Annotated in this window: 22 protein-coding genes and 3 pseudogenes; 15 read left to right on the top strand and 10 right to left on the bottom strand. The window is 57.8% G+C overall.

Annotated elements, in window-relative coordinates; translation table 11 throughout:
• Positions 1–71: 71 nt before the first annotated feature.
• The 7 genes from CWS35_RS37965 to mbfA all read right to left on the bottom strand — a co-directional run bounded on the left by CWS35_RS37965 (position 72) and on the right by mbfA (position 4,672).
• A complete protein-coding gene (locus CWS35_RS37965; RefSeq protein WP_244626197.1) occupies positions 72–341 on the bottom strand; it encodes a PepSY domain-containing protein in 270 nt (89 codons plus the stop codon).
• Between the two features lie 188 nt (positions 342–529).
• Entirely contained in the window at positions 530–784 is a 255-nt protein-coding gene (locus CWS35_RS37960) for a PilZ domain-containing protein (RefSeq protein ID WP_100554918.1), read from the bottom strand.
• Positions 785–850: 66 nt separating this feature from the next.
• Positions 851–1,429: a phosphatase PAP2 family protein gene (locus CWS35_RS37955; protein ID WP_100957180.1), complete on the bottom strand. Its 579-nt coding sequence runs from the start codon at positions 1,427–1,429 to the stop codon at positions 851–853.
• Between the two features lie 67 nt (positions 1,430–1,496).
• Positions 1,497–1,802, bottom strand: coding sequence for a sensor histidine kinase KdpD (locus tag CWS35_RS37950; protein ID WP_244626199.1), 306 nt, complete (start codon positions 1,800–1,802; stop codon positions 1,497–1,499).
• Positions 1,803–1,822: 20 nt separating this feature from the next.
• On the bottom strand, positions 1,823–2,470 hold the full coding sequence (locus CWS35_RS37945; RefSeq protein ID WP_157817363.1) for a histidine kinase dimerization/phospho-acceptor domain-containing protein: 648 nt from the start codon (positions 2,468–2,470) through the stop codon (positions 1,823–1,825).
• Between the two features lie 333 nt (positions 2,471–2,803).
• Positions 2,804–3,460 (bottom strand): response regulator transcription factor, encoded by a 657-nt coding sequence (locus tag CWS35_RS37940; RefSeq protein ID WP_100957176.1) that lies wholly within the window; start codon positions 3,458–3,460, stop codon positions 2,804–2,806.
• A gap of 240 nt (positions 3,461–3,700) precedes the next feature.
• Positions 3,701–4,672 (bottom strand): iron exporter MbfA, encoded by a 972-nt coding sequence (mbfA, locus tag CWS35_RS37935; protein ID WP_100554913.1) that lies wholly within the window; start codon positions 4,670–4,672, stop codon positions 3,701–3,703.
• Between the two features lie 175 nt (positions 4,673–4,847).
• Between mbfA and CWS35_RS37930 the strand changes: the two genes are divergently transcribed.
• The 4 genes and pseudogenes from CWS35_RS37930 (at position 4,848) to CWS35_RS37915 (ending at position 6,998) form a co-directional block, all read left to right on the top strand.
• A complete protein-coding gene (locus CWS35_RS37930; RefSeq protein ID WP_100554912.1) occupies positions 4,848–5,162 on the top strand; it encodes a hypothetical protein in 315 nt (104 codons plus the stop codon).
• A 41-nt stretch (positions 5,163–5,203) separates the two neighbouring features.
• The gene (locus CWS35_RS37925; RefSeq protein ID WP_100554911.1) at positions 5,204–5,737 is read left to right on the top strand and encodes a cytochrome b; all 534 of its coding nucleotides are present in this window, start codon (positions 5,204–5,206) and stop codon (positions 5,735–5,737) included.
• Positions 5,738–5,913: 176 nt separating this feature from the next.
• Positions 5,914–6,663, top strand: a pseudogene (locus tag CWS35_RS37920) (hypothetical protein).
• A 116-nt stretch (positions 6,664–6,779) separates the two neighbouring features.
• Positions 6,780–6,998 carry a metal-sensitive transcriptional regulator gene (locus CWS35_RS37915; protein ID WP_244626182.1) on the top strand — a complete coding sequence of 73 codons (219 nt, stop codon included), beginning with the start codon at positions 6,780–6,782 and terminating at the stop codon, positions 6,996–6,998.
• Positions 6,999–7,095: 97 nt separating this feature from the next.
• Here CWS35_RS37915 and CWS35_RS37910 read toward each other — a convergent pair whose 3' ends face one another.
• The gene (locus CWS35_RS37910) at positions 7,096–8,598 is read right to left on the bottom strand and encodes a multicopper oxidase family protein (protein WP_100554909.1); all 1,503 of its coding nucleotides are present in this window, start codon (positions 8,596–8,598) and stop codon (positions 7,096–7,098) included.
• Between the two features lie 317 nt (positions 8,599–8,915).
• On the opposite strand from CWS35_RS37910, the gene CWS35_RS37905 reads away from it, so the two are divergent.
• The 10 genes from CWS35_RS37905 to CWS35_RS37860 all read left to right on the top strand — a co-directional run bounded on the left by CWS35_RS37905 (position 8,916) and on the right by CWS35_RS37860 (position 16,462).
• Positions 8,916–9,242, top strand: a complete 327-nt coding sequence (locus tag CWS35_RS37905; protein WP_100554908.1) for a helix-turn-helix transcriptional regulator — start codon at positions 8,916–8,918, stop codon at positions 9,240–9,242.
• A complete protein-coding gene (locus CWS35_RS37900) occupies positions 9,239–9,760 on the top strand; it encodes a rhodanese family protein (protein WP_100554907.1) in 522 nt (173 codons plus the stop codon). Before CWS35_RS37905 ends, CWS35_RS37900 begins: the two co-directional genes overlap by 4 nt.
• 19 nt (positions 9,761–9,779) lie before the next feature.
• A complete protein-coding gene (locus CWS35_RS37895; protein WP_100554906.1) occupies positions 9,780–10,580 on the top strand; it encodes a sulfite exporter TauE/SafE family protein in 801 nt (266 codons plus the stop codon).
• A gap of 31 nt (positions 10,581–10,611) precedes the next feature.
• The gene (locus tag CWS35_RS37890) at positions 10,612–11,532 is read left to right on the top strand and encodes an MBL fold metallo-hydrolase (protein WP_100554905.1); all 921 of its coding nucleotides are present in this window, start codon (positions 10,612–10,614) and stop codon (positions 11,530–11,532) included.
• The gene (locus CWS35_RS37885) at positions 11,522–11,911 is read left to right on the top strand and encodes a rhodanese-like domain-containing protein (RefSeq protein WP_100554904.1); all 390 of its coding nucleotides are present in this window, start codon (positions 11,522–11,524) and stop codon (positions 11,909–11,911) included. Before CWS35_RS37890 ends, CWS35_RS37885 begins: the two co-directional genes overlap by 11 nt.
• Positions 11,912–12,131: 220 nt before the next feature.
• The gene (locus CWS35_RS37880) at positions 12,132–12,617 is read left to right on the top strand and encodes a DoxX family protein (RefSeq protein ID WP_100554903.1); all 486 of its coding nucleotides are present in this window, start codon (positions 12,132–12,134) and stop codon (positions 12,615–12,617) included.
• A gap of 188 nt (positions 12,618–12,805) precedes the next feature.
• Positions 12,806–13,216 (top strand): DUF302 domain-containing protein, encoded by a 411-nt coding sequence (locus tag CWS35_RS37875; protein ID WP_100554902.1) that lies wholly within the window; start codon positions 12,806–12,808, stop codon positions 13,214–13,216.
• 10 nt (positions 13,217–13,226) lie between these two features.
• The gene (locus tag CWS35_RS37870) at positions 13,227–14,675 is read left to right on the top strand and encodes a bifunctional UDP-sugar hydrolase/5'-nucleotidase (protein WP_100554901.1); all 1,449 of its coding nucleotides are present in this window, start codon (positions 13,227–13,229) and stop codon (positions 14,673–14,675) included.
• 159 nt (positions 14,676–14,834) lie between these two features.
• The gene (locus tag CWS35_RS37865; RefSeq protein WP_100554900.1) at positions 14,835–15,485 is read left to right on the top strand and encodes a c-type cytochrome; all 651 of its coding nucleotides are present in this window, start codon (positions 14,835–14,837) and stop codon (positions 15,483–15,485) included.
• Positions 15,482–16,462: a c-type cytochrome gene (locus tag CWS35_RS37860; RefSeq protein WP_100554899.1), complete on the top strand. Its 981-nt coding sequence runs from the start codon at positions 15,482–15,484 to the stop codon at positions 16,460–16,462. Before CWS35_RS37865 ends, CWS35_RS37860 begins: the two co-directional genes overlap by 4 nt.
• A gap of 187 nt (positions 16,463–16,649) precedes the next feature.
• Here the strand turns inward: CWS35_RS37860 and CWS35_RS39905 are convergent.
• Together CWS35_RS39905 and CWS35_RS39755 are read right to left on the bottom strand one after the other, a co-directional pair.
• Positions 16,650–17,369, bottom strand: a pseudogene (locus CWS35_RS39905) (type IV secretory system conjugative DNA transfer family protein).
• Between the two features lie 9 nt (positions 17,370–17,378).
• Positions 17,379–17,585 (bottom strand): annotated as a pseudogene (locus CWS35_RS39755) (ATPase, T2SS/T4P/T4SS family); the annotation flags it as partial.
• Here CWS35_RS39755 and CWS35_RS37850 point away from each other — a divergent pair.
• Positions 17,575–17,943 (top strand): cytochrome c, encoded by a 369-nt coding sequence (locus tag CWS35_RS37850; protein WP_100554898.1) that lies wholly within the window; start codon positions 17,575–17,577, stop codon positions 17,941–17,943. The pseudogene CWS35_RS39755 and the gene CWS35_RS37850 overlap by 11 nt on opposite strands.
• The last annotated feature ends 231 nt before the right edge of the window (positions 17,944–18,174 follow it).

The raw sequence follows: 18,174 nt of genomic DNA, 5'->3' as shown, positions 1-18,174 counted from the left end.
AGCGAGGGAATGGGGCCGTGAGGGGCTTGCACGGGTCATGATCCTGTCTCCGAATGGTCGACCGCGTCACATCATCGCTTTTCAGCCGAGTTCTGCAGAACGGTTCCGGTTTTGGCGTCGATGCCAACTTCGTGGGTGATCGCCCCGACCTTGATGTCGAAGGAGTAACGCAAGCCGGAGCCGCCCTTGCGGTGCTCGAGCTCCTGATCGAGAATTGTGCCCGGCTGCGCCTTCGTCGCGGCGGCGCGGGCCTGATCGAGGGTGATCGCAGCTTCCTTTGCGAAGCTGCTGCCGCCCATGGCGGACGAAGCGGTCGCGGTCAGAAGAGTAAGTCCGATCAAGGTCGCGCGGGATAGATTGTTCGCAAGCTGTGACGTGTGGATTTCCTGGATGCCGTAAGTCGCCACCGTCAGGGATCTGTAGCCATCAATTGTTAGGAGAAAATGAGGGACTCATCGAAAAGGCATTTAGACATTGCTTGAAATTCAACTTTGTTCCACACGGCAAGGGCTTCCGCGCGAACCATATTTCAGTTTTCCGGGTCGTTGTGGAACATGACGCCAATGCGCCGCTCCTTCCGCCAAACGACATGGCAACCCCGCCGGATGCGATCCGATTCGATCACCACGGTGAATTTGTGAGGAATGCCGACGGGGCTCTCGACTTCCAACGCCGCGCCGGTTTTTGAAAGGTTGCGAACGGTGCAATCGATCACACCACCATCAAATGCTATTTTCCCCGCTTTGAAAACGCGATGTCGCGATGCAGTCCGCTTATCGTTCATTTGACATGCCAAACAGTTTCAGATCGAAGACGGGACGTCGATTTTTAAAAGCGTTGCCGTAGATTCTTAGCGATCGACCAGCCAAAAAGATGCTCCCCCCAAACGGTCAGGCGTGCGCCAATTGTGCGGCCCCCCGGGCGATGCAACGACCAATACGGCTATCGCGGCTACCACGGCAGCGCCAACAATATCCAATGGATAGTGAGCGCCGAGAAAGATTCGAGCCCAGCCCACCGAGACGCCCAGAACCACAGCCAGAGATCCAAACTGACGACCTGGCCTGGATGTGGATATCAAGAGTGCGAAGCCCAGTGCGAATAACAGGGTGCCGTGATCGCTTGGAAAGGAACTGTCCGGAGTGTGATTGAGATAGTTGCGGATTGGCAGAACCGTGAAGGGACGAGGATGCATCCATACGGACGAGACGATGACCGCCGTCGTCAACGCCAGAAGCGACGAAAAGCCGGCATCGACGGCAGCCCGCCGCTCGGCGTGCGCCCCAAAATCCAGAGGAGGACGAGCAGGGCACGGACCGAGATACACAGCAGATTGAGCCCACAACATTGCGAAGGTGAGGCTCCCTCCTGCAAGCGTTGACGCTGCCGCGATTGCGTCGAAAAGGCGATCGGTCAACGCTTCGAACATCACGGAGAATTCCAATAGCGATCCATCAGCAAGGATGGACTTACTGGCCCAAAGTAGTCGCGAAGACTTAGGAGGGAATGAGGAAGCCTGGCCCGGTGACCCGCGCGATCATGCCCGATCGATCGGTCCGGTTTTCGACCGTCACGACCCATCCGTGACGCCTGGCGATCGCGTGCACGATCGCAAGCTCCAATCCGCTGCCATCGATTTCAGCCGGAGCCGCCCGAAAAGATCGATCGAAAAGGCGAGGCAAATCGCTCTCCGCCACCCCGTAGTCGGAATCCACAAACTCCACAACGGCGTTGCCATGCGCAAATCGCACCGAGACGTCGATCATCCCGCCGCGCGGAGTGTAGCGGACTGCGTTGTTCAGAAGGTTTCCAAAAAGAATCTTCAGTCGCTCGGCGCGCCCGAGATTTCAACGGGATCCCGCGCAACGATGCCTAGATCGATCTCCTTGCCGGTCGCGATCGCCATCTGGTCGGCCACGCATTCGGTTATGAGGCCCGACAAGCTGATCCGTGCCCAATGCTCCAGCCCGACAGGTGCTTCGAACCTCGCCATCCGGAGAAGTTGTTCCAGCAGGACCGAGGCGCGGCGGATCCCGTTGCCCAATTCCAAAGCTGCCTGCCCGGTTTTGCCAACGGGGGCATCGTTCCACAAGTTCTCGATCTGAAGCTGTAGTGCCGTCAGGGGCGTCCGCAATTCATGGGCGGCATCGGAAACGAAGCGCCGCTGTTGATCGAGCGCGATTTGCAAACGCCCAATCAAAATATTCATCGCGTCAACCAGGGGCCTCACCTCCCTCGGCACTCCCTCGACGGAGAGAGGTTCCTTGCTATCGCCGCCGCGATCGGCGATCGCCTGCGCAAGCTGCGCCAACTTCCCATTACGCCGCCAAGCGACTAGCCAATAACGAGCCAGGTCAACGGAATAACGGTCAGGATCGGCGCGGCCGCGGGCGATCGCAGCGCTCTCGGCGAGCTCCTGTCGAACGACCATGCGCTGTGCGACCTGCACGGTACGTCGGGCATCGCCCAATGTAGACTCGCCACTCTTCGCCGCTTGCCGAAATTGTCGCAAAGCCCGGACTTGCCTGAAGAGGCACCTCTATTCCGCCGGAAGAATTTCTGATCTTCTTTGCCGGAGCGTCCCATATCTGAATAGCGAAGTCGTCCTCCGGATCGTAGACTGCCGGGGGTGCCGCGTCGGCGACCAATCCCTGGCCGGCGTTGAGTGCGATCTGACGTAGCTGGCTGTCGAGGAAGCCTGCGGCCTCGTTTCGCGCCAGTTGATACGAAATCACGACTGCTAATATCCCCACGACTGTCAGGAGCGAGGTCATCCACACAAGCGCAGTGTTTCGTAAGGAGTTCATGGCGAGGTCTTGATGATCATCCCCCGGACATTCTGGATGATGTCTTTGTCAAATTTTTTGCGGACCGAGTGGATCAAGACATCGACCGCATTGCTTTCCGCTTCCTCGCCCCAGCCGTAGAGCCGCTTCTCGATCTGTTCGCGAGACAGGATAGCGCCGGGTCTGTCCATCAGAGCTCGCATCAGCGCGAATTCGCGAGCGGGAAGCAGGACGTGGTTGCCTCGGAAGGCCACTTCATGAGTCTCCATATCTAATGTAATCCCACCTGCTTCGAGCACCGATCTGGCGGAACCGCTTTGCCTTCGCATGACGGCGCGCATTCGTGCGACGAGTTCGCGTACTTCAAATGGTTTGGTGATATAGTCGTCGGCTCCCAGGTCCAGACCAGCGATCCTGTTGTCCAGGTCGTCGCGAGCCGTCAGCACGACGACAGGAATTTTGTTTCCGGCCGCTCGCGCGGTCCTGAGAACATCCAGTCCTGATTTGCCAGGCAGCCCCAGATCCAGCAGCACCAGCGCGTGGCCTCCGACGGCCAATGCTTCTTCGCCCTCAATGTCGCTCGTTGTCCAATCAACGGACATGCCTTGATCGCGCAACGCACGGACCAGGCTTTTGCCGATCATCGGGTCGTCCTCAATTAGCAGAATTCGCATATGCTGCTTCCGTCAAACGACAAACCGTCGATAGCGATTAGAGGCATCTGATTGCTGTCAATCAAGCTGGAGATGCGTCCGCGACCAATCTCGCGAACAAACCCTGTGTCACACGGCACCCGCCACCAGGCTTTGGACGATTTCCGTCCTTGATCGCCGCTTAAATGCCGCGGCGGCTATCGCCCGAGCGTCTTCACCCGTGCTGACGAGGGTGGCGGGTATGCTCACTTCACGCCGACACTAGGCGGCTCCGATAAGAATGCCGACCGCAAGCACAATCGCGCCTCCGAGCACAATCTGGAAAACGGCTTGGAGGAACGGCGTGTCCATGTATCGGGCCCGGATGTATGCGATCGCCCAAAGCTCGAAGAATACGACGACACCGGCGATGGCGGTTGCGATCCAAAACGCGTTCTGCCAGGAGTCGGGAACGAGATAGGGGATCGTGTGACCCAGTCCTCCCAGCGTCGTCATTAGCCCGCAGATCCCCCCGCGCAACCATGGCGAGCCGCGCCCGGTCAATGAGCCGTCGTCCGACAGCGCTTCCGCAAAGCCCATGCTGATACCGGCTCCGATTGATGCCGCCAAACCTACCAGGAACGTCTGCCAGTTGTGATGGGTGGCGAAGGCTGCAGCGAAAAGCGGCGCCAAAGTCGAGACCGAACCATCCATCAGACCGGCGAGGCCGGGCTGCACATATTGAAGGACGAACATGCGTTTGCGTGTCCTGTCCTCCTCCTCGCGGACATTCGGCGTGAGAATCTTGTCGGTAAGCTTTGCCGCCAGGCTTACGTGGCTTTTCTCGATTTCCGCCAGGTCCCCCAAGAGCTTTCGGACTCCCACGTTGGTAGCCTGCTCCGCTGCCTTGGAATAGAAGCGCTGCGCTTCGAACTCCATGATCTCCGCCTCCTTGCGGACGACGTCGAGCGACAAGTTCTTCGTCAACCAAACCGGACGGCGTCTCAGGAAGCCTTTCACGTCGGTGCGCCGAATAGGGGGCAGATTCGGCCCAAAGCTCTTTTCGTACATTTCGAGCAGCAGATGACGATGGCCTTTTTCCTCCTCTGCCATCACCTCGAACAGCTTGGCAGACTCCGGATAGCGCTCGCTGAGATCTTCGGCGAAGCTCATATAAATGCGGCTGTCCTCTTCTTCGCCGGAAATGGCGACGGCCAAAACTTCGCGCTCAGACAGATCGGAAAATTTCTTCACGACGCACCCATTTTTTCTATTTAGAATGATTCTAAATCGTGTATAGGGGGTACGCCGCTGCGATCAATCCCTCTTTTCAGCGTTACGGCACGCCGTCTTCGCGGATCTGCATAAACCAATGCAACCCCTGATGCGGCCAAAAATCGACTCCAACGAACAATCATAGGAACAGAGTATGGCCACCGAACAATATCATGAGCCCGCTGCCGAACTCTCCTCGGAGATACGCACCTTTGCGCGGATGATCACCGGGCTGGTCGAAGAAGCCGAGGCAATCGGCTGGTATGAGCAGCGAATTTCACTTGAGAAGGACAAGGAAGCCCGTGCGATCATGGAAAATGCTCAAAAGGAGGAGTTCAAGCATTTCGGCATGGACCTGGAATTTCTACTTCGACGCAAGAAGGAGTGGCGAGAGATTCTCAAGGGCATTCTGTTCACCGACGGGGATATCGTCGAAGCGGCGGAGAAGGCCGAGAAGAAGGCAGACTGAGACTGCGATCCATTCCTTCTCATTGAGACTTAGATTGCCGAATGACAAAACAACTCAGCTACGGAAATACCGCCAAGGTCTTCCATTGGATGATCGTGGCGCTCCTCCTGGTCCAGTTCCCGATCGGTTGGCTGATGCCCGACATTCGGCGGGGCGCGACGCCCGGAAAAGCCATGACTTTGCACATCTCGATCGGGCTTATCATCCTGATGCTGATCGTCTTGCGCTTTGTATGGCGTCTGTTCCACCCTGTCGCACCGGCGGATACGCTGCCGCGCTGGCAGCGTCTCATGTCAGAGAACGTTCATTGGCTTCTCTATGGATTGGTCTTTACAACCACCGTGACAGGCTGGTTCTTTGCATCGTTTAGGGGCTGGCAGATATCATTCTTTTTCGCTGTGCCGCTGCCGATGCTGACCGCTCCCGAATCCGTCGCTGGCCGCCTGATCGGTGGCTGGCATCAAACAGCCGAATGGGGACTGCTCATCGCCATCGGCATTCACGTTATTGCAGCCCTCATACATGTCTTCGTCTTGCGCGACCGGATCATGCAGCGAATGCTTCCCGGGTCATGATCACTTCGGGCTCCTGTCAAGGCGGCGGGCTAATTCGCTCCTAACTCTGTCGGGCTAACTGTTCTCAGGCACTTGCATCCAGACGTTCGCGCTTCGGTTAGTCACGTTGCGCAGCGGAATAGGTGCGACAAAATTTGGCCTACGGTTCCCGGATTAACGACAAGGTTGATCAAATAATGGAAGCTCCTCGCAAAACAGTCAGTGTTATCGATCTTCATGCAAGCAAAGTTCCGGTAGTCACTTTGGGTTTTTGGATCATCAAGGTCGCCGCCACGACGCTCGGCGAAACTGCCGGTGATGCCGTCTTAATGTCGATGCATCTTGGCTACGCAATCGGCAGCGCGATTTTTATCAGCATCTTCGTTGCAGCCATCGCCGCACAGGTATCCGCGAAGAAATTCCACCCGTTCCTTTATTGGCCGTAATCGTTGCAACCACGACCGCGGGGTCCACCATGGCCGATTTTGCGGACCGATCGCTCGGCATCGGTTATGCCGGCGGCGCATCGATCCTTTTCCTGTTCCTCATGGCAGCCCTAGGCGTTTGGTATTGGTCGGCCGGCTCGGTATCCGTCGACACCGTGAATTTCGCCGAAGATCGAGATGTTCTACTGGGGCGCTATTCTGTTTTCTCAAACCTGGGTACGGCGCTCGGTGATTGGATGGCTGACACGACCGGGCTCGGTTATGAAAGGGGTGCGCTCGTATTCGGTGCCGGTCTTGTCGTGATTGCTGGAGCTTATTTCTATACAAATGTATCACGCACCCTGCTGTTCTGGAGTGCGTTCATCCTTACGCGGCCACTGGGAGCCACCGTGGGCGACCTGCTCGATAAGCCGCTTGCTGACGGCGGCATGGCCTTTAGCCGCTTCTATCTCGGCAATTCTCGCGGCGTTTATCGTCGCCTGCATACTGCTGCTGCCGTAGAGGGCTGGCAGGCATCCAGGCGAGAGCCGAATAGAGGTAGGAACATAAACGTAATCGAGCAGCTTGCCCTGTCGGACCAGCCCTGTCAAAAACACCTCAGCCGGATCGAAGGCTAGGTGCGCGGCCTTTCCAGGATGGTGGAGGAGGAGCGTTACTGCATCGACATCGTCACGCAGATTTCAGCGGTCCGTGCCGCGCTGCGGCGGGTCGAGGAAGAAGTCCTGAAAGACCATGTCTCCCACTGGGTCGAACACGCCATCGCGAGTGGCGACAAAGTAGACCAGCGAAAGAAGGTCGCCGAATTGATGGCCGTCATTGGCCGGACGGAACGATGAGCGGCGATGCAAGTTCCATCTTGGCGGGTAAGGGCTTCTATGCACTCCCTGCCAAGAGGGATCGAATGGAACGGCGGTTGCAGCTATTCGATCGATGTCAGATTGTGCGAAACTGTCCCATCATGCCGTTGTCCTCGTGCTCCAGGATATGACAGTGATACATGAATGGCGCTATTTCGGCAGGCTGATTGAAATGCACGAGCAATTCCACCGGCGCTCTAATGACTACAGTGTCACGAGTACCGGCGTCGCGAAGAATCGGCTTGCCGCCGTTGCGACTAAGGACCTCGAACTGCACTCCGTGAATATGGAAGGGGTGGGACATCATCTCTCCCGATACTTCCCAGATTTCAGTATCACCCAGCCGGACTTTTTCGTCGATGCGGTTCATATCGAACGGACGGCCGTTGATGACCATGCCGCCACCCGAGTCCGTCCCTCCGCCCATCATACCCCCCATGCCCATTCCACCCATCCCCATATTCAGAACAAATCGGCGTCGTGTGTTGGCTTTCGACGGATCCGCACGCGGCCGTTCCACAAGGCGCTCTGGAATCTTGCTAGGCGCGCCATGGCCTCCAACGGGGTCAAACTGCAAAACTGTCTCGCCCTGACCGCCAAGAATTTCCTTCGCGAAATTGCGTGCTTTTGCCAGCGGTCCCGTCATCATCGGCATGTTGGTGTCCGGAGCCGTCTTGAGGGACACGGCTTGGCCATTCGAAAAGTCCACCAACACCTCGGCGCGCTCGCCCGGCGCAAGTGTGAGCGAGCTGACGCTGATGGGGCGATCGAGAAGACCGCCCTCGCTTGCGATCCAGTGAAACGTTCGATTGTCGCTGAACGAAAGGTCATAGATTCTGGCATTAGACCCATTTACGAGCCGCAGACGCACCAATCGATTTGGAACACGCGCCGTGGCGTTCGGGGTGCCATTGGACAAGATGGTATTGCCACGACGTCCCTGCATCATCGTCATCATTCCTTGCGGGACCACCATTAGCCCGTCCGCGAACTGCCTGTCTTGAATGACCACGGGAAGGTCATCGACACCGTACTCAGAGGGTAAAGCAAGAGCCCGCTCGGCCTCATCGGTAACAAGCAGCAAGCCTGCCAGCCCGGAATACACCTGCACTCCAGTCCGCCCGTGAACGTGGGAATGATAGAACAGCGTGGCGGCTGGCTGGCGAATAGGCAGCGCCGGACGCCAAACGTTACCAGCGGTGATGATCCGGTGGGGTCCGCCATCGAGTTCGGCTGGAATGAGAAGGCCGTGCCAATGAACCGTGGTGTCTTCGTTCAGCGTGTTGGTCACGGCAATCTCAACGTCGTCCCCCTGATAGACACGGATTGAAGGACCAAGGTAGCTCCCACTGTACCCGAGACTAGCGCTCGCTCGTCCCGGAAAGAATTCAGTCGTGCCCGCTTGCACGTGTAGCGCAACCGCGTTGCCTTCTTTCCGCGCGTCAATAAGTGGAGGCATCCGCAGGGGCTGCCGTTCCGCTGCCGCATCCGCCGCGGTCCAATCGGCATAATAGGACGTGAAGGCGCCTGCGCCGATAACCCCAGCACCGGCAAGAAAGGATCGGCGGTTGAATTTCATCGGTACGCCTGCGGTTCAATGGATGTCATTCGAACGCCTACGTGCTGATGAGAAACAGATATGGCGGCCGAAAAATTAGCAATATCTAATATTATATCAGAACCCTGGGCTCAATCGCGGGAGAAGAACCCAACGGTCATCCGAGATATCGACCGGGCGTCCCTTTGCGGCTAACGCGCATTTAAGGCCTGTTTCGGCCACCTTCCGTGACGCGAATAGAGTATCCGGACTGGCATCTGCACGAGGCCTCTTGAATTAATATCATAACACACTAAATTAGCAACTACTAATGCAATGCAAGTGACATAGTGACGACTATGCTGAATCTCGCGGACTTTGAGAAAAGCGCCATGGAAGTGGCGGGCATTCTCCGTGCGCTCGCGAACGAGCGTCGGTTGATGATTCTTTGCCAGCTGGTCGAATACGGCGAAGCGACCGTGGGTTCCCTCGTCGATGCAGTCGGCATTAGCCAATCCGCGCTGTCTCAACATCTTGCGAAAATGCGCGACGAGGGAATCGTCACGTTTCGACGAGATTCCCACACGGTTTGGTACCGAATCGCGGACGGGCGGATTGAAGAGCTTTTTGCGACGCTTCATCGGCTGTTTTGTAAGCCGGTCAGAAAATCAGGAAAACACAAATGACCACACATCATGATCCACAGGAAGCATTGCGCTTGATCAATGAAGAGGGGGCCTTGCTCATCGACGTGCGCGAACCGGACGAACATGCGCGCGAGCGTATCCCAAATGCCAAGCTTGTTCCATTGTCCCGCCTTACCGTTCCGCTGGATCGGCACGAGGCGCAGCTGCTGATCTTTCACTGCCGGTCAGGAAGCCGAACCGGTGCAGCGGCGGAAAAGCTCGCGGTCGCTGCCGGCGGCGACGCACACATTCTACGTGGCGGACTGAACGCCTGGAAAGCGGCCGGGCTGCCGGTTCTCAAGGATACCCGCCGGCCGATCGAAATAATGCGGCAGGTGCAGATCGCGGCAGGCAGTCTCGTGATTCTTGGCGTTGGTTTGGGCGCGCTGCTGCATCCGGGATTCTACGCCCTATCGGGATTCGTCGGCGCCGGTCTGGTCATCGCCGGGAGCACCGGCACCTGCGTTATGGCCCGAATTCTCGCGTTTGCTCCGTGGAATCGAATGGCTCAGGCGTAACAGGGAGCGTTGCTGAGCCATGATGGACTTTCCCGTCGGCATTTCGACAACGATTTCGGGCGGAATTGTTGGTCTGGTGCTCGGCCTTGTCGGGGGCGGCGGTTCTATCCTCGCAGTTCCTCTTCTGGTTTACGCTGTCGGGGTCACGTCGCCACATGTCGCTATCGGCACAAGTGCTATTGCGGTCTCACTGAGCGCACTCGGCAACGTGGTGAGCCATGCCCGCGCCGGAAATGTGAAGTGGCGCTGTGCGGCCGTCTTTGCGTCAGCCGGCGTGTTCGGGGCGGTTGCGGGCTCTACGGTGGCCAAAGCGCTCGATGGGCAGAAACTCCTGGTCCTGTTCGGCGCGCTGATGATCATCGTGGGAATCACCATGCTGCGCAGCCGCAGTACGGCGGGGAATCCGGAGGTGCGATTGTCGATGACAACGGCACGCGAGCTTTTACCGCTGCTGCTGGGCATCGGTTTTGCGGTCGGACTGTTGTCGGGTTTCTTCGGAATTGGAGGCGGTTTCCTGATCGTGCCCGGCCTCATGCTTGCGACCGGGATGCCCCTGACGATGGCGATCGGCACCTCTCTCGTTGCCGTCGCAGCATTCGGGGCAGCAACTGCAGCGAGCTATGCAATCTCCGGAATGATCGACTGGCCGATTGCCAGCCTGTTCGTTCTCGGCGGCCTGGTTGGCGGCGTCGCCGGTGTGGCGTTCGGAAAAGCGCTCGCAGCAAGGAAGCGGTCACTCAATCTGACGTTCGCTGGCCTGGTTATTCTGGTCGGCCTCTACGTCGTCGCGCGCGGAACGGTGACGCTGTTCGCGGCTTGAACATCTCTTATCTCCAGGAAAGGACGGTTGCATGGTGAAGTCAGCGTTGCAGGGGCGTCCAATCGTCAAGGGGTTCTTCGACAAACGCACCTTCAGTGTGCAGTACGTTGTCGCGGATCCCGAGACCCGGCACTGCGCCATCATCGACCCTGTTCTCGATTTTGATGAAAAGTCCGGTTCAACAGCTACGTGGTCGACCGATGAGCTACTCGATCATGTGCGGAACGAGGGCTACACGCTCGAATGGATTCTCGACACGCATCCGCATGCCGACCATTTCTCGGCAGCGGCCTATCTCAGGGGCAAAACGGGCGTCCAGACCGCGATCGGCGAAAAGGTCGTCGAAGTGCAGAAGCTCTGGAAAGAAATCTACAATTACTCCGACACCTTCCCGACCGACGGCTCGCAATGGGACAAGCTGTTCGTCGACGGCGAGCGGTTCAAAATCGGCAGTTGTGATGTCGAGGTGATGTTTACGCCGGGGCATACGCTTGCCTCGATCGCCTACGGTGTCGGAGATGCAATCTTCGTTCATGACACCCTGTTCCAACCAGACTTCGGAACGGCACGCGCCGATTTTCCGGGTGGGGATGCGCACGCACTTTGGAGAAGTATCCATAGGATTCTTGCGTTGCCAGAGGACACCAAGGTTTTCACCGGACACGACTACATGCCAGGCGGGCGCCAGCCCGCCTGGGAAAGTACGGTGGGACAGCAGAAATCCGAAAACATTCACCTTAGAGAGGCGAAGACCGAAGCTGAGTTCGTGGCGCTTCGGCAGACTCGTGACAAGAAACTGCCTATGCCGAAACTGATATTGCAATCCCTGCAAGTGAACATTCGAGGCGGTCGGCTGCCCGATCCAGAGTCGAACGGCCGGCGTTATCTCAAAATCCCCCTTGGGGCGCTCGAAAGCGCGCCCTGGAATGAAGGAGACCTCCATGAACATTAAGAGCGCAAAAGAACTCGTCGCCGAGGCCACGGCGGAGGTCGAGACGCTTTCGGCGGACGCCGCCGTGAAACTGATGGACGACCCGAATGTGGTATTCGTCGATGTCCGGGAAACCAACGAGCGACGCAAGACTGGCGTTCTCAAGGGATCGGTGCATGCCTCACGCGGATTCCTAGAATTCCATGCCGACCCCAACAGCCCAACCCATGTCAAGCCGTTGAGCAGCGGCAAGCGGCTGGTGCTCTATTGTGCTTCCGGCAACCGATCAGCGCTGGCTGCGAAGACGCTCAAGAGCATCGGTATCGCCAACGTCTCGCATGTAGCCGGTGGATTCCCGGCGATGCAAAAGGCGGGCGGCGAAACCGAAAGCGCGGCGTGAGTCGGATCGTGACGTACTAGTGCAATCTAAACAGAAGGACCCAAGACAATGATGGACGGTACAGGCGGAGGAATGATGTTTGGCATGGGCCTCACATGGATTGTCGTCATCGTGGTGCTGGTGTTGGCAGGTGCAGCGCTCGCCAAGTACCTGTCCTCTGGCCGATAAACGAGAGCGTTAATTGGCGTGCGCCTGGGCCGTTCATCTCAAAGATTGAAGAGTGACATTTATTGCGCAATTACAGCGGTTCTCGAAAACAAACTCAAGCTTCTCGGACCTCATTTTTCGCGGTTGCCTCAGCCTCATTTTCATCGTTGGCGGGCTCGGACATTTCGTGGAGCATCGTCAGATGCTTGAGCGGATAGCTGAATCGCCGTGGGCAAATACAATCAACACGATCGGCAATCCATCTGTTTTGCTCTGGGTTTCCGGAGCTATTTTCGTTCCGGCCGGGGTCGCGCTTGCTATCGGTTTTATGACCCGGCTGTCGTCCGTCGCGCTTTTCATGACTCTGGTGCCGATTACGATTACGCTGCACGTGGCTCCCGGCCACGCCGGGCCGTTGTTCAAGAATATAGCTATCCTTGGCGCGTTGATTCATTTCGCCTTTAACGGATCGGGTGCGATTGCAATCGACCGCGCGTTAGCTTTAGCCGTTGAACCTACTGTGGACGGGAGTGCTACGAATCGTGCGAAGGCGAGCTAGGAAATAGCTCTCGGTCGCGGCTGGAGTCACCGCGACGGCCGGTGCTGCTGCCGCCGACTGAACGCGGCTAGTGGTAGGCGTGCTGTCGTTCGACCCGAGCCATTCGCGATGTCAGTGAACCTTAGCTGTCGAACGGCGTTAACAGCGAAGCTAACCCCGCATATTTTACCGCGCCTGGAGAAACGCTCATGAGCTACCATTTTTCTAAGACTGTCGATTTGCCGATGGAAGCCGCCGTTTCTGCGACTACCGAAGCCTTGAAGAAACATGGTTTTGGTGTGCTCACCGAGATTGATGTGCAGCAAACATTAAAGAAGAAGCTGGATGTGGACTTTCATCCTTACCGTATCCTGGGCGCTTGCAACCCAAAAATGGCGTACCAAGCGCTCCAGGCTGAGGATAAAATCGGCACCATGCTTCCTTGCAATGTTGTCCTGCAAGAGCGTGATTCGGGTCGTACTGAAATTTCAGCTGTGGATCCGGTAGCGTCTATGCAAGCAATCGAGAACCCCAAGCTCGCTGGAATTGCAGCAAGCGTCCGCGCTGCGCTGCAGGAAGTAATTGCAGACATTGGAGCCAAGCAAGCTCCGCCAGCGTAGCGGAGGTCGAATGACACAATCCTGCAATCTGACAGTTATTCAGATCAACGACACACATGGCTACCTGGAACCCCATCCAGAGCTTGTCTGGAGCGGAAGCAAAGCGTCTTACCCCACGCTCGGAGGATACGCGCGAATCGCTTCGCTGTTAAATTCCGCGCGTCGTGAAAATCCTGGCAATGTCTTGGTTCTCGACAATGGTGATACGTTTCATGGGACATACCCCGCCGCCGTAAGTCGCGGTGAAGCTTTGATCCCGCTCGTCAACGCGCTGAAACTCGACGCTATGACGGCGCATTGGGAGTTTGCCTGGGGCCCCGCGCACTTCCGCAAGGTGGTCGATCGGCTTGACCACCCGATGCTCGCCATCAACTGCTACGACAAGGCGACCGGTGATCGAGCTTTTCCCGCATCCGTGGCTCTCGAGTGCGCCGGACTGCGCGTCGGCGTGATCGGAATCGCAGCTACAATCCTTGACAAAAGCATGCCGCCACATTTCAGCGAGGGCCTCCGCTTCACCTTGGGTCTAGATGAGCTACCTGCAGAGATCAATCGGCTAAAGTGCGCCGAGAGAGTCGACCTGATTGTCGTATTGTCGCATTTGGGTTTTCCTCAAGATGTCAAACTCGCGGCCTCCGTTAAGGGCATCGACATCCTCGTCAGCGGTCACACGCACAACCGGCTCGAACGCCCCGCCCGGATCGGGAACACACTCATCATTCAGTCCGGTTGCCATGGATCCTTTGTTGGACGGCTGGACCTGAACGTAACCGACGGAAGGATTTCTGATGTACAGCATCAGCTTATTTCCGTCAGCGATGCTATAGAGCCGGACCCGGTGATGCAGCGCCTTGTTGACGAAGTAATGAGTCCCCATCGCGCCATGTTGGCAGAGATTGTCGGCAATACACCTATCGGATTGCACCGCGACACGATCCTTTCCGCGTCGATGGACGATGTGCTCCTTGCGGCCGCTGCGAAAGCCGGGGAAACGGATATCGCATTTTCAAATGGTTGGCGATATGGTGCACCGGTCCCACCAGGCCCGGTTACCATGAACGATCTCTGGAATATCATTCCGAGCAATCCGCCGATCTCGACCGTAGACCTTACCGGCGTGGAAATCCAAGAGATGATGGAGGAGAGCCTAGAGCGGACATTTTCAGCCGATCCTTTCGGGCAGATGGGCGGCTACCTCAAGCGCTTCAGGGGATTGACCATCTACGGCAAGCTTGAAAATCCTCCGGGCCATCGAATCGAGCACATCTTTACGGCAGACGCGGCCCTAGCGGCGGACCACAGCTACAAAGCAGCCTTCGTGACCGCCCAAGGTGTGCCTCAGAAATTTGGTCGGAATCGGCAAGACTTGCCGGTCAAGGCGATCAATGCACTACAAGACTATTTTCGGAGGCAATCAACTCATCCGAACGAGGGTCTGGGGCGGTTTATTCCTGTGTGATGAAATCGCAGGACTTACGGGACATACATTTTGGCATTCCAGTCGCTACCACCATCCGGGGATCAAAGGGCAGCGGAATGCGCGGAAGCTCCCGAGAACTTGCCTGCTCGGTCGACGACGTCTGTCAACCTTCTCGCGCTAGTCTCGGCTGGCTGTTTCATGATCTTGCTGGCAAGACTGTTCATCGCGACCGCGATTGCGGCGGACGGCAGCGGCATAGCAGCGAATGGCAACGATAAGGGGGCGCCTGCCTGTTCCGCCTGCCATGGCAATCAAGGCGAGGGGCGGCTCGATGCCGCTTATCCGAGGCTTGCCGGACTTGATAGCGGATATCTTCTGCGCCAGCTCAACGATTTTGCCGACAGAAAACGCGAAAGTGAAACCATGCACCCCATCGCCAAGGCGCTTGGCGCGGACGAGCGCGGAGCGGTGGCGTCCTTTTACGGCGCATTGTCGGCCCCCAAAGTGCAGGAGCCGAAAAAGCCGGATGACAAGACCCTCGCCATAGGTGCTGCTCTCGCGCTGCGAGGAGATTGGTCCAAGGGCTTGCCGGGCTGTGGGCAATGTCACGGCCGGGCCGGACAAGGTGTTGGTGATTCGTTTCCGAAGCTGGCCGCCCAATCCGCCGAATATATCGTAAAAGAGCTGAAAGCGTGGAAGGAAGGAAAGCGCGGCAACGATCCGTTGAATTTGATGACGGGGATCGCGAGCAAGCTCGATGAAGCGCAGATGGCCGCGGTCGGCGCATACTATGCCAGCCTGCCAGTAGTCGCTTCGGCATCTGCAGGGCAGAAAGGAACGAAGCCATGAGCGAAAGCCGACCCAACCCGCAAACCTGGGCAGCGGGCTTGCTCTTTCTCGGGCTGGCCGGATTTGTCGGCTATTCGCTTCCGCGGCCAGAAAACCCGAAGACCGCGGGGACATCAACGAAGGACACAAATGCGACTGACAAGGGCGCGCAGGCGAAGCAGGTCTTCACGCCTCCGCGCGACGACGAAATACCCGACGACGATTTCGGCAAAATGGTCAGGCTCGGCTCGGATATTTTCCATGATACTCAGAACAATGCCAAGGAATTCGTCGGTAACGCGCTTCAGTGCGCGAACTGCCATATCGACAGAGGCCGGCTCGCGAACTCCGCGCCTCTCTGGGCCGCATACGTCGCCTATCCGGCGTACCGCGACAAGAACGGTCATGTGAACACATTTCAGCAGCGAGTACAGGGCTGCTTTCGTTATAGCATGAACGGGAAGGCGCCCCCCTTGGGCGACAACGTTCTCGTCGCCATCGAAACCTATGCCTATTTCCTGGCGAAGGGTGCGCCGACCGGCGTCGATTTGCCCGGTCGCGGTTATCCGAAACTACCGAAGCCTGCCAAGCTCGACTATGGTCACGGGGAGCAGGTCTATGTGCAAAAATGCGCTGTCTGCCATGGAGTTACGGGGCAGGGACAAAACTCGTCCGACGGCACGGTGGTGTTTCCGCCCCTATGGGGAGCGCGCTCGTACAACTGGGGAGCCGGCATGAGCTCCATTACGAATGCCGCCGGCTTTATCAAAGCGAACATGCCGCTGAGCCAGGGCAACACGCTCAGCGATCAGGAAGCCTGGGACGTGGCGACCTTTATCGATAGCCAGGAGCGTCCTCAGGATCCGCGATTCTCGGGCTCGGTTGCCGAAACCCGCAAGAAGTATCACGACTCACCCATGTCGATGTATGGCCAATCGGTGAATGGCGTCGTGCTTGGCCAGAGCTCCTCACTCGGGGCACCTGCAAAAAATGAGTGAGTCAACGCACCGCTTGAGCTTAACGACCTCTCGAAACGCCCGGTGGCCGCACGGCTCCACGCAGGCGTGGATGACGACCCGCGGTGCCAAGCGCCGTGACGTTCCCATGAATATAACAGGAGTTTTGACGCACCGTTGAGACAACGGCGGCGCGACGGTCGTCCTTCTTTGCGGCCAGCGTGGGCGTCTAGTGTCGGATTTTGGTCAGTTCGAACGATCGCGAGTTTTTCACCAGCAGGATTGAACGCCGTGCCGACATCTCGCGCAGCTCGAGCGGGCTGCGCAGCGGCCGCGGCGTGTAGTGGGGAGACCAGACGCGCGGCGCGAATATCCCCTGCCCGGGCCGCTGGATTGGTGTCTGGTAGACCTGCGTTGTCTCGCCCAGCACCTCCGACACGAACTCCGACGTCACGAGGTCGTTGATCTGGATGAACAGCTTGATCTGGGAACCGGACACCGTCGTGATGCGCGTGTTCGTAGAGCTCATCGAGCTGCGCAATGTCCTGCATGATGATGGCCATGCGGAAGCCATAGCCGGCGCTGATCGTGATCTTCGAGATCAGCGAGTCCATCCTTCCGACATGATAGAACTCGTCGAGCATCAGCAGCACTTGGTGTGGCTCGTCCTCGCGGGGATCTTCACCATCATCAGATCATGGACCTGCTGAAACAGGATGCGGATCAGCGGTCGGAAGATCGATAACTGTGCGATGGTGCAACCGATGAAGATCGTCATCGGCCGGCGGCGTAGCTCGCGAATGTCGAAGTCTGAGGTCTCCGTTGCCGCTGAAATCAGCCCGTTGTTCCAGAGCGACATCGCCATGTTGACATTGAAGACGGCGCTGTTGCGCGTCTCCGGCTCGAGCGCGATATATTGATTGAAACTGTCGACGACCCATGTCGGCAAATGTTGTCGCTCTCCTTGGTCGCTCTTGAAGGCAATGAGCGGCAGGTAGTTCTTCTGGACCGGGTTGATCTCCCGCGTATCCTCGATGGTGATGATGCGCTCGTCGACCGGCACTTCCTTGAGGATCGCATTCACGAACGTGGTCTTGCCCGAGCTCGTCCCGCCCGACAGCAGGATCGAATAGCGGTTGATCACGGCGAGGCGGATGAATTGCCATCTTGCGCCGGAGCAATCGGATTCTGAAATCCGGCCCGGCCTCTACCTGAAGCCCCCGAATCTCACGGAGCAGCGCATCGATCCAAAGACGGCGTTCTGGGTCACGAAGCATGTCTTGAAGATGAGTGGCATGCCGGCCTGGGGGCTCGGGCACGATGATGCGGCCATCTGGAGTATCGTCGCTTTCGTCACCAAGCTGCCCGGCCTGTCCGCAGAGCACTACAAGGACGTGGTGGCGAGGGCACCGCCGGACGAAGAGATGGAGTCGATGAACAAGGGCGGCGATAAGAAACCGGATAAAGGCGGGAAGGCCGGGGCCGGGATGCAGACTGCGCAGAGGGGCGAACACAAGCACTGAGCCGAAGGCGAGCGTTGGTCGGCCGGAGGAAGCGGAGGATGTTGGATGGAAGATGACAATAGATCGGCGCCGCGCCACCGGATCCCGAAGGCCGCGACGATTTCCTTCGGGGGAGGGGCGATTAGCTGCACGGTGCGCAACCACTCGGCAACCGGCGCGTCGCTTGGGTGGCGTCGCCGTCCGGAATTCCCGACACTCGGCGTTCGGTTCAGCAACCGGAATGGCGAGGCC

The sequence above is a fragment of the Bradyrhizobium sp. SK17 genome (assembly GCF_002831585.1).
Classification (GTDB): domain Bacteria; phylum Pseudomonadota; class Alphaproteobacteria; order Rhizobiales; family Xanthobacteraceae; genus Bradyrhizobium.
This window is presented reverse-complemented; position numbering and strand designations above follow the sequence as displayed.

Bases quoted from the DNA above. Each gene is read 5' to 3' on its own strand.
- CWS35_RS37895 (WP_100554906.1), top strand. From the start codon at position 9,780: ATGATGGACTTTCCCGTCGGCATTTCGACAACGATTTCGGGCGGAATT.
- CWS35_RS37875 (WP_100554902.1), top strand. From the start codon at position 12,806: ATGAGCTACCATTTTTCTAAGACTGTCGATTTGCCGATGGAAGCCGCC.
- CWS35_RS37955 (WP_100957180.1), bottom strand. From the start codon at position 1,429: ATGTTCGAAGCGTTGACCGATCGCCTTTTCGACGCAATCGCGGCAGCG.
- CWS35_RS37865 (WP_100554900.1), top strand. From the start codon at position 14,835: ATGATCTTGCTGGCAAGACTGTTCATCGCGACCGCGATTGCGGCGGAC.
- CWS35_RS37870 (WP_100554901.1), top strand. From the start codon at position 13,227: ATGACACAATCCTGCAATCTGACAGTTATTCAGATCAACGACACACAT.
- CWS35_RS37910 (WP_100554909.1), bottom strand. From the start codon at position 8,598: ATGAAATTCAACCGCCGATCCTTTCTTGCCGGTGCTGGGGTTATCGGC.
- CWS35_RS37900 (WP_100554907.1), top strand. From the start codon at position 9,239: ATGACCACACATCATGATCCACAGGAAGCATTGCGCTTGATCAATGAA.
- CWS35_RS37905 (WP_100554908.1), top strand. From the start codon at position 8,916: ATGCTGAATCTCGCGGACTTTGAGAAAAGCGCCATGGAAGTGGCGGGC.
- CWS35_RS37930 (WP_100554912.1), top strand. From the start codon at position 4,848: ATGGCCACCGAACAATATCATGAGCCCGCTGCCGAACTCTCCTCGGAG.
- CWS35_RS37890 (WP_100554905.1), top strand. From the start codon at position 10,612: ATGGTGAAGTCAGCGTTGCAGGGGCGTCCAATCGTCAAGGGGTTCTTC.
- CWS35_RS37925 (WP_100554911.1), top strand. From the start codon at position 5,204: ATGACAAAACAACTCAGCTACGGAAATACCGCCAAGGTCTTCCATTGG.
- CWS35_RS37960 (WP_100554918.1), bottom strand. From the start codon at position 784: ATGAACGATAAGCGGACTGCATCGCGACATCGCGTTTTCAAAGCGGGG.
- CWS35_RS37850 (WP_100554898.1), top strand. From the start codon at position 17,575: ATGAATTGCCATCTTGCGCCGGAGCAATCGGATTCTGAAATCCGGCCC.
- CWS35_RS37860 (WP_100554899.1), top strand. From the start codon at position 15,482: ATGAGCGAAAGCCGACCCAACCCGCAAACCTGGGCAGCGGGCTTGCTC.
- CWS35_RS37940 (WP_100957176.1), bottom strand. From the start codon at position 3,460: ATGCGAATTCTGCTAATTGAGGACGACCCGATGATCGGCAAAAGCCTG.
- CWS35_RS37885 (WP_100554904.1), top strand. From the start codon at position 11,522: ATGAACATTAAGAGCGCAAAAGAACTCGTCGCCGAGGCCACGGCGGAG.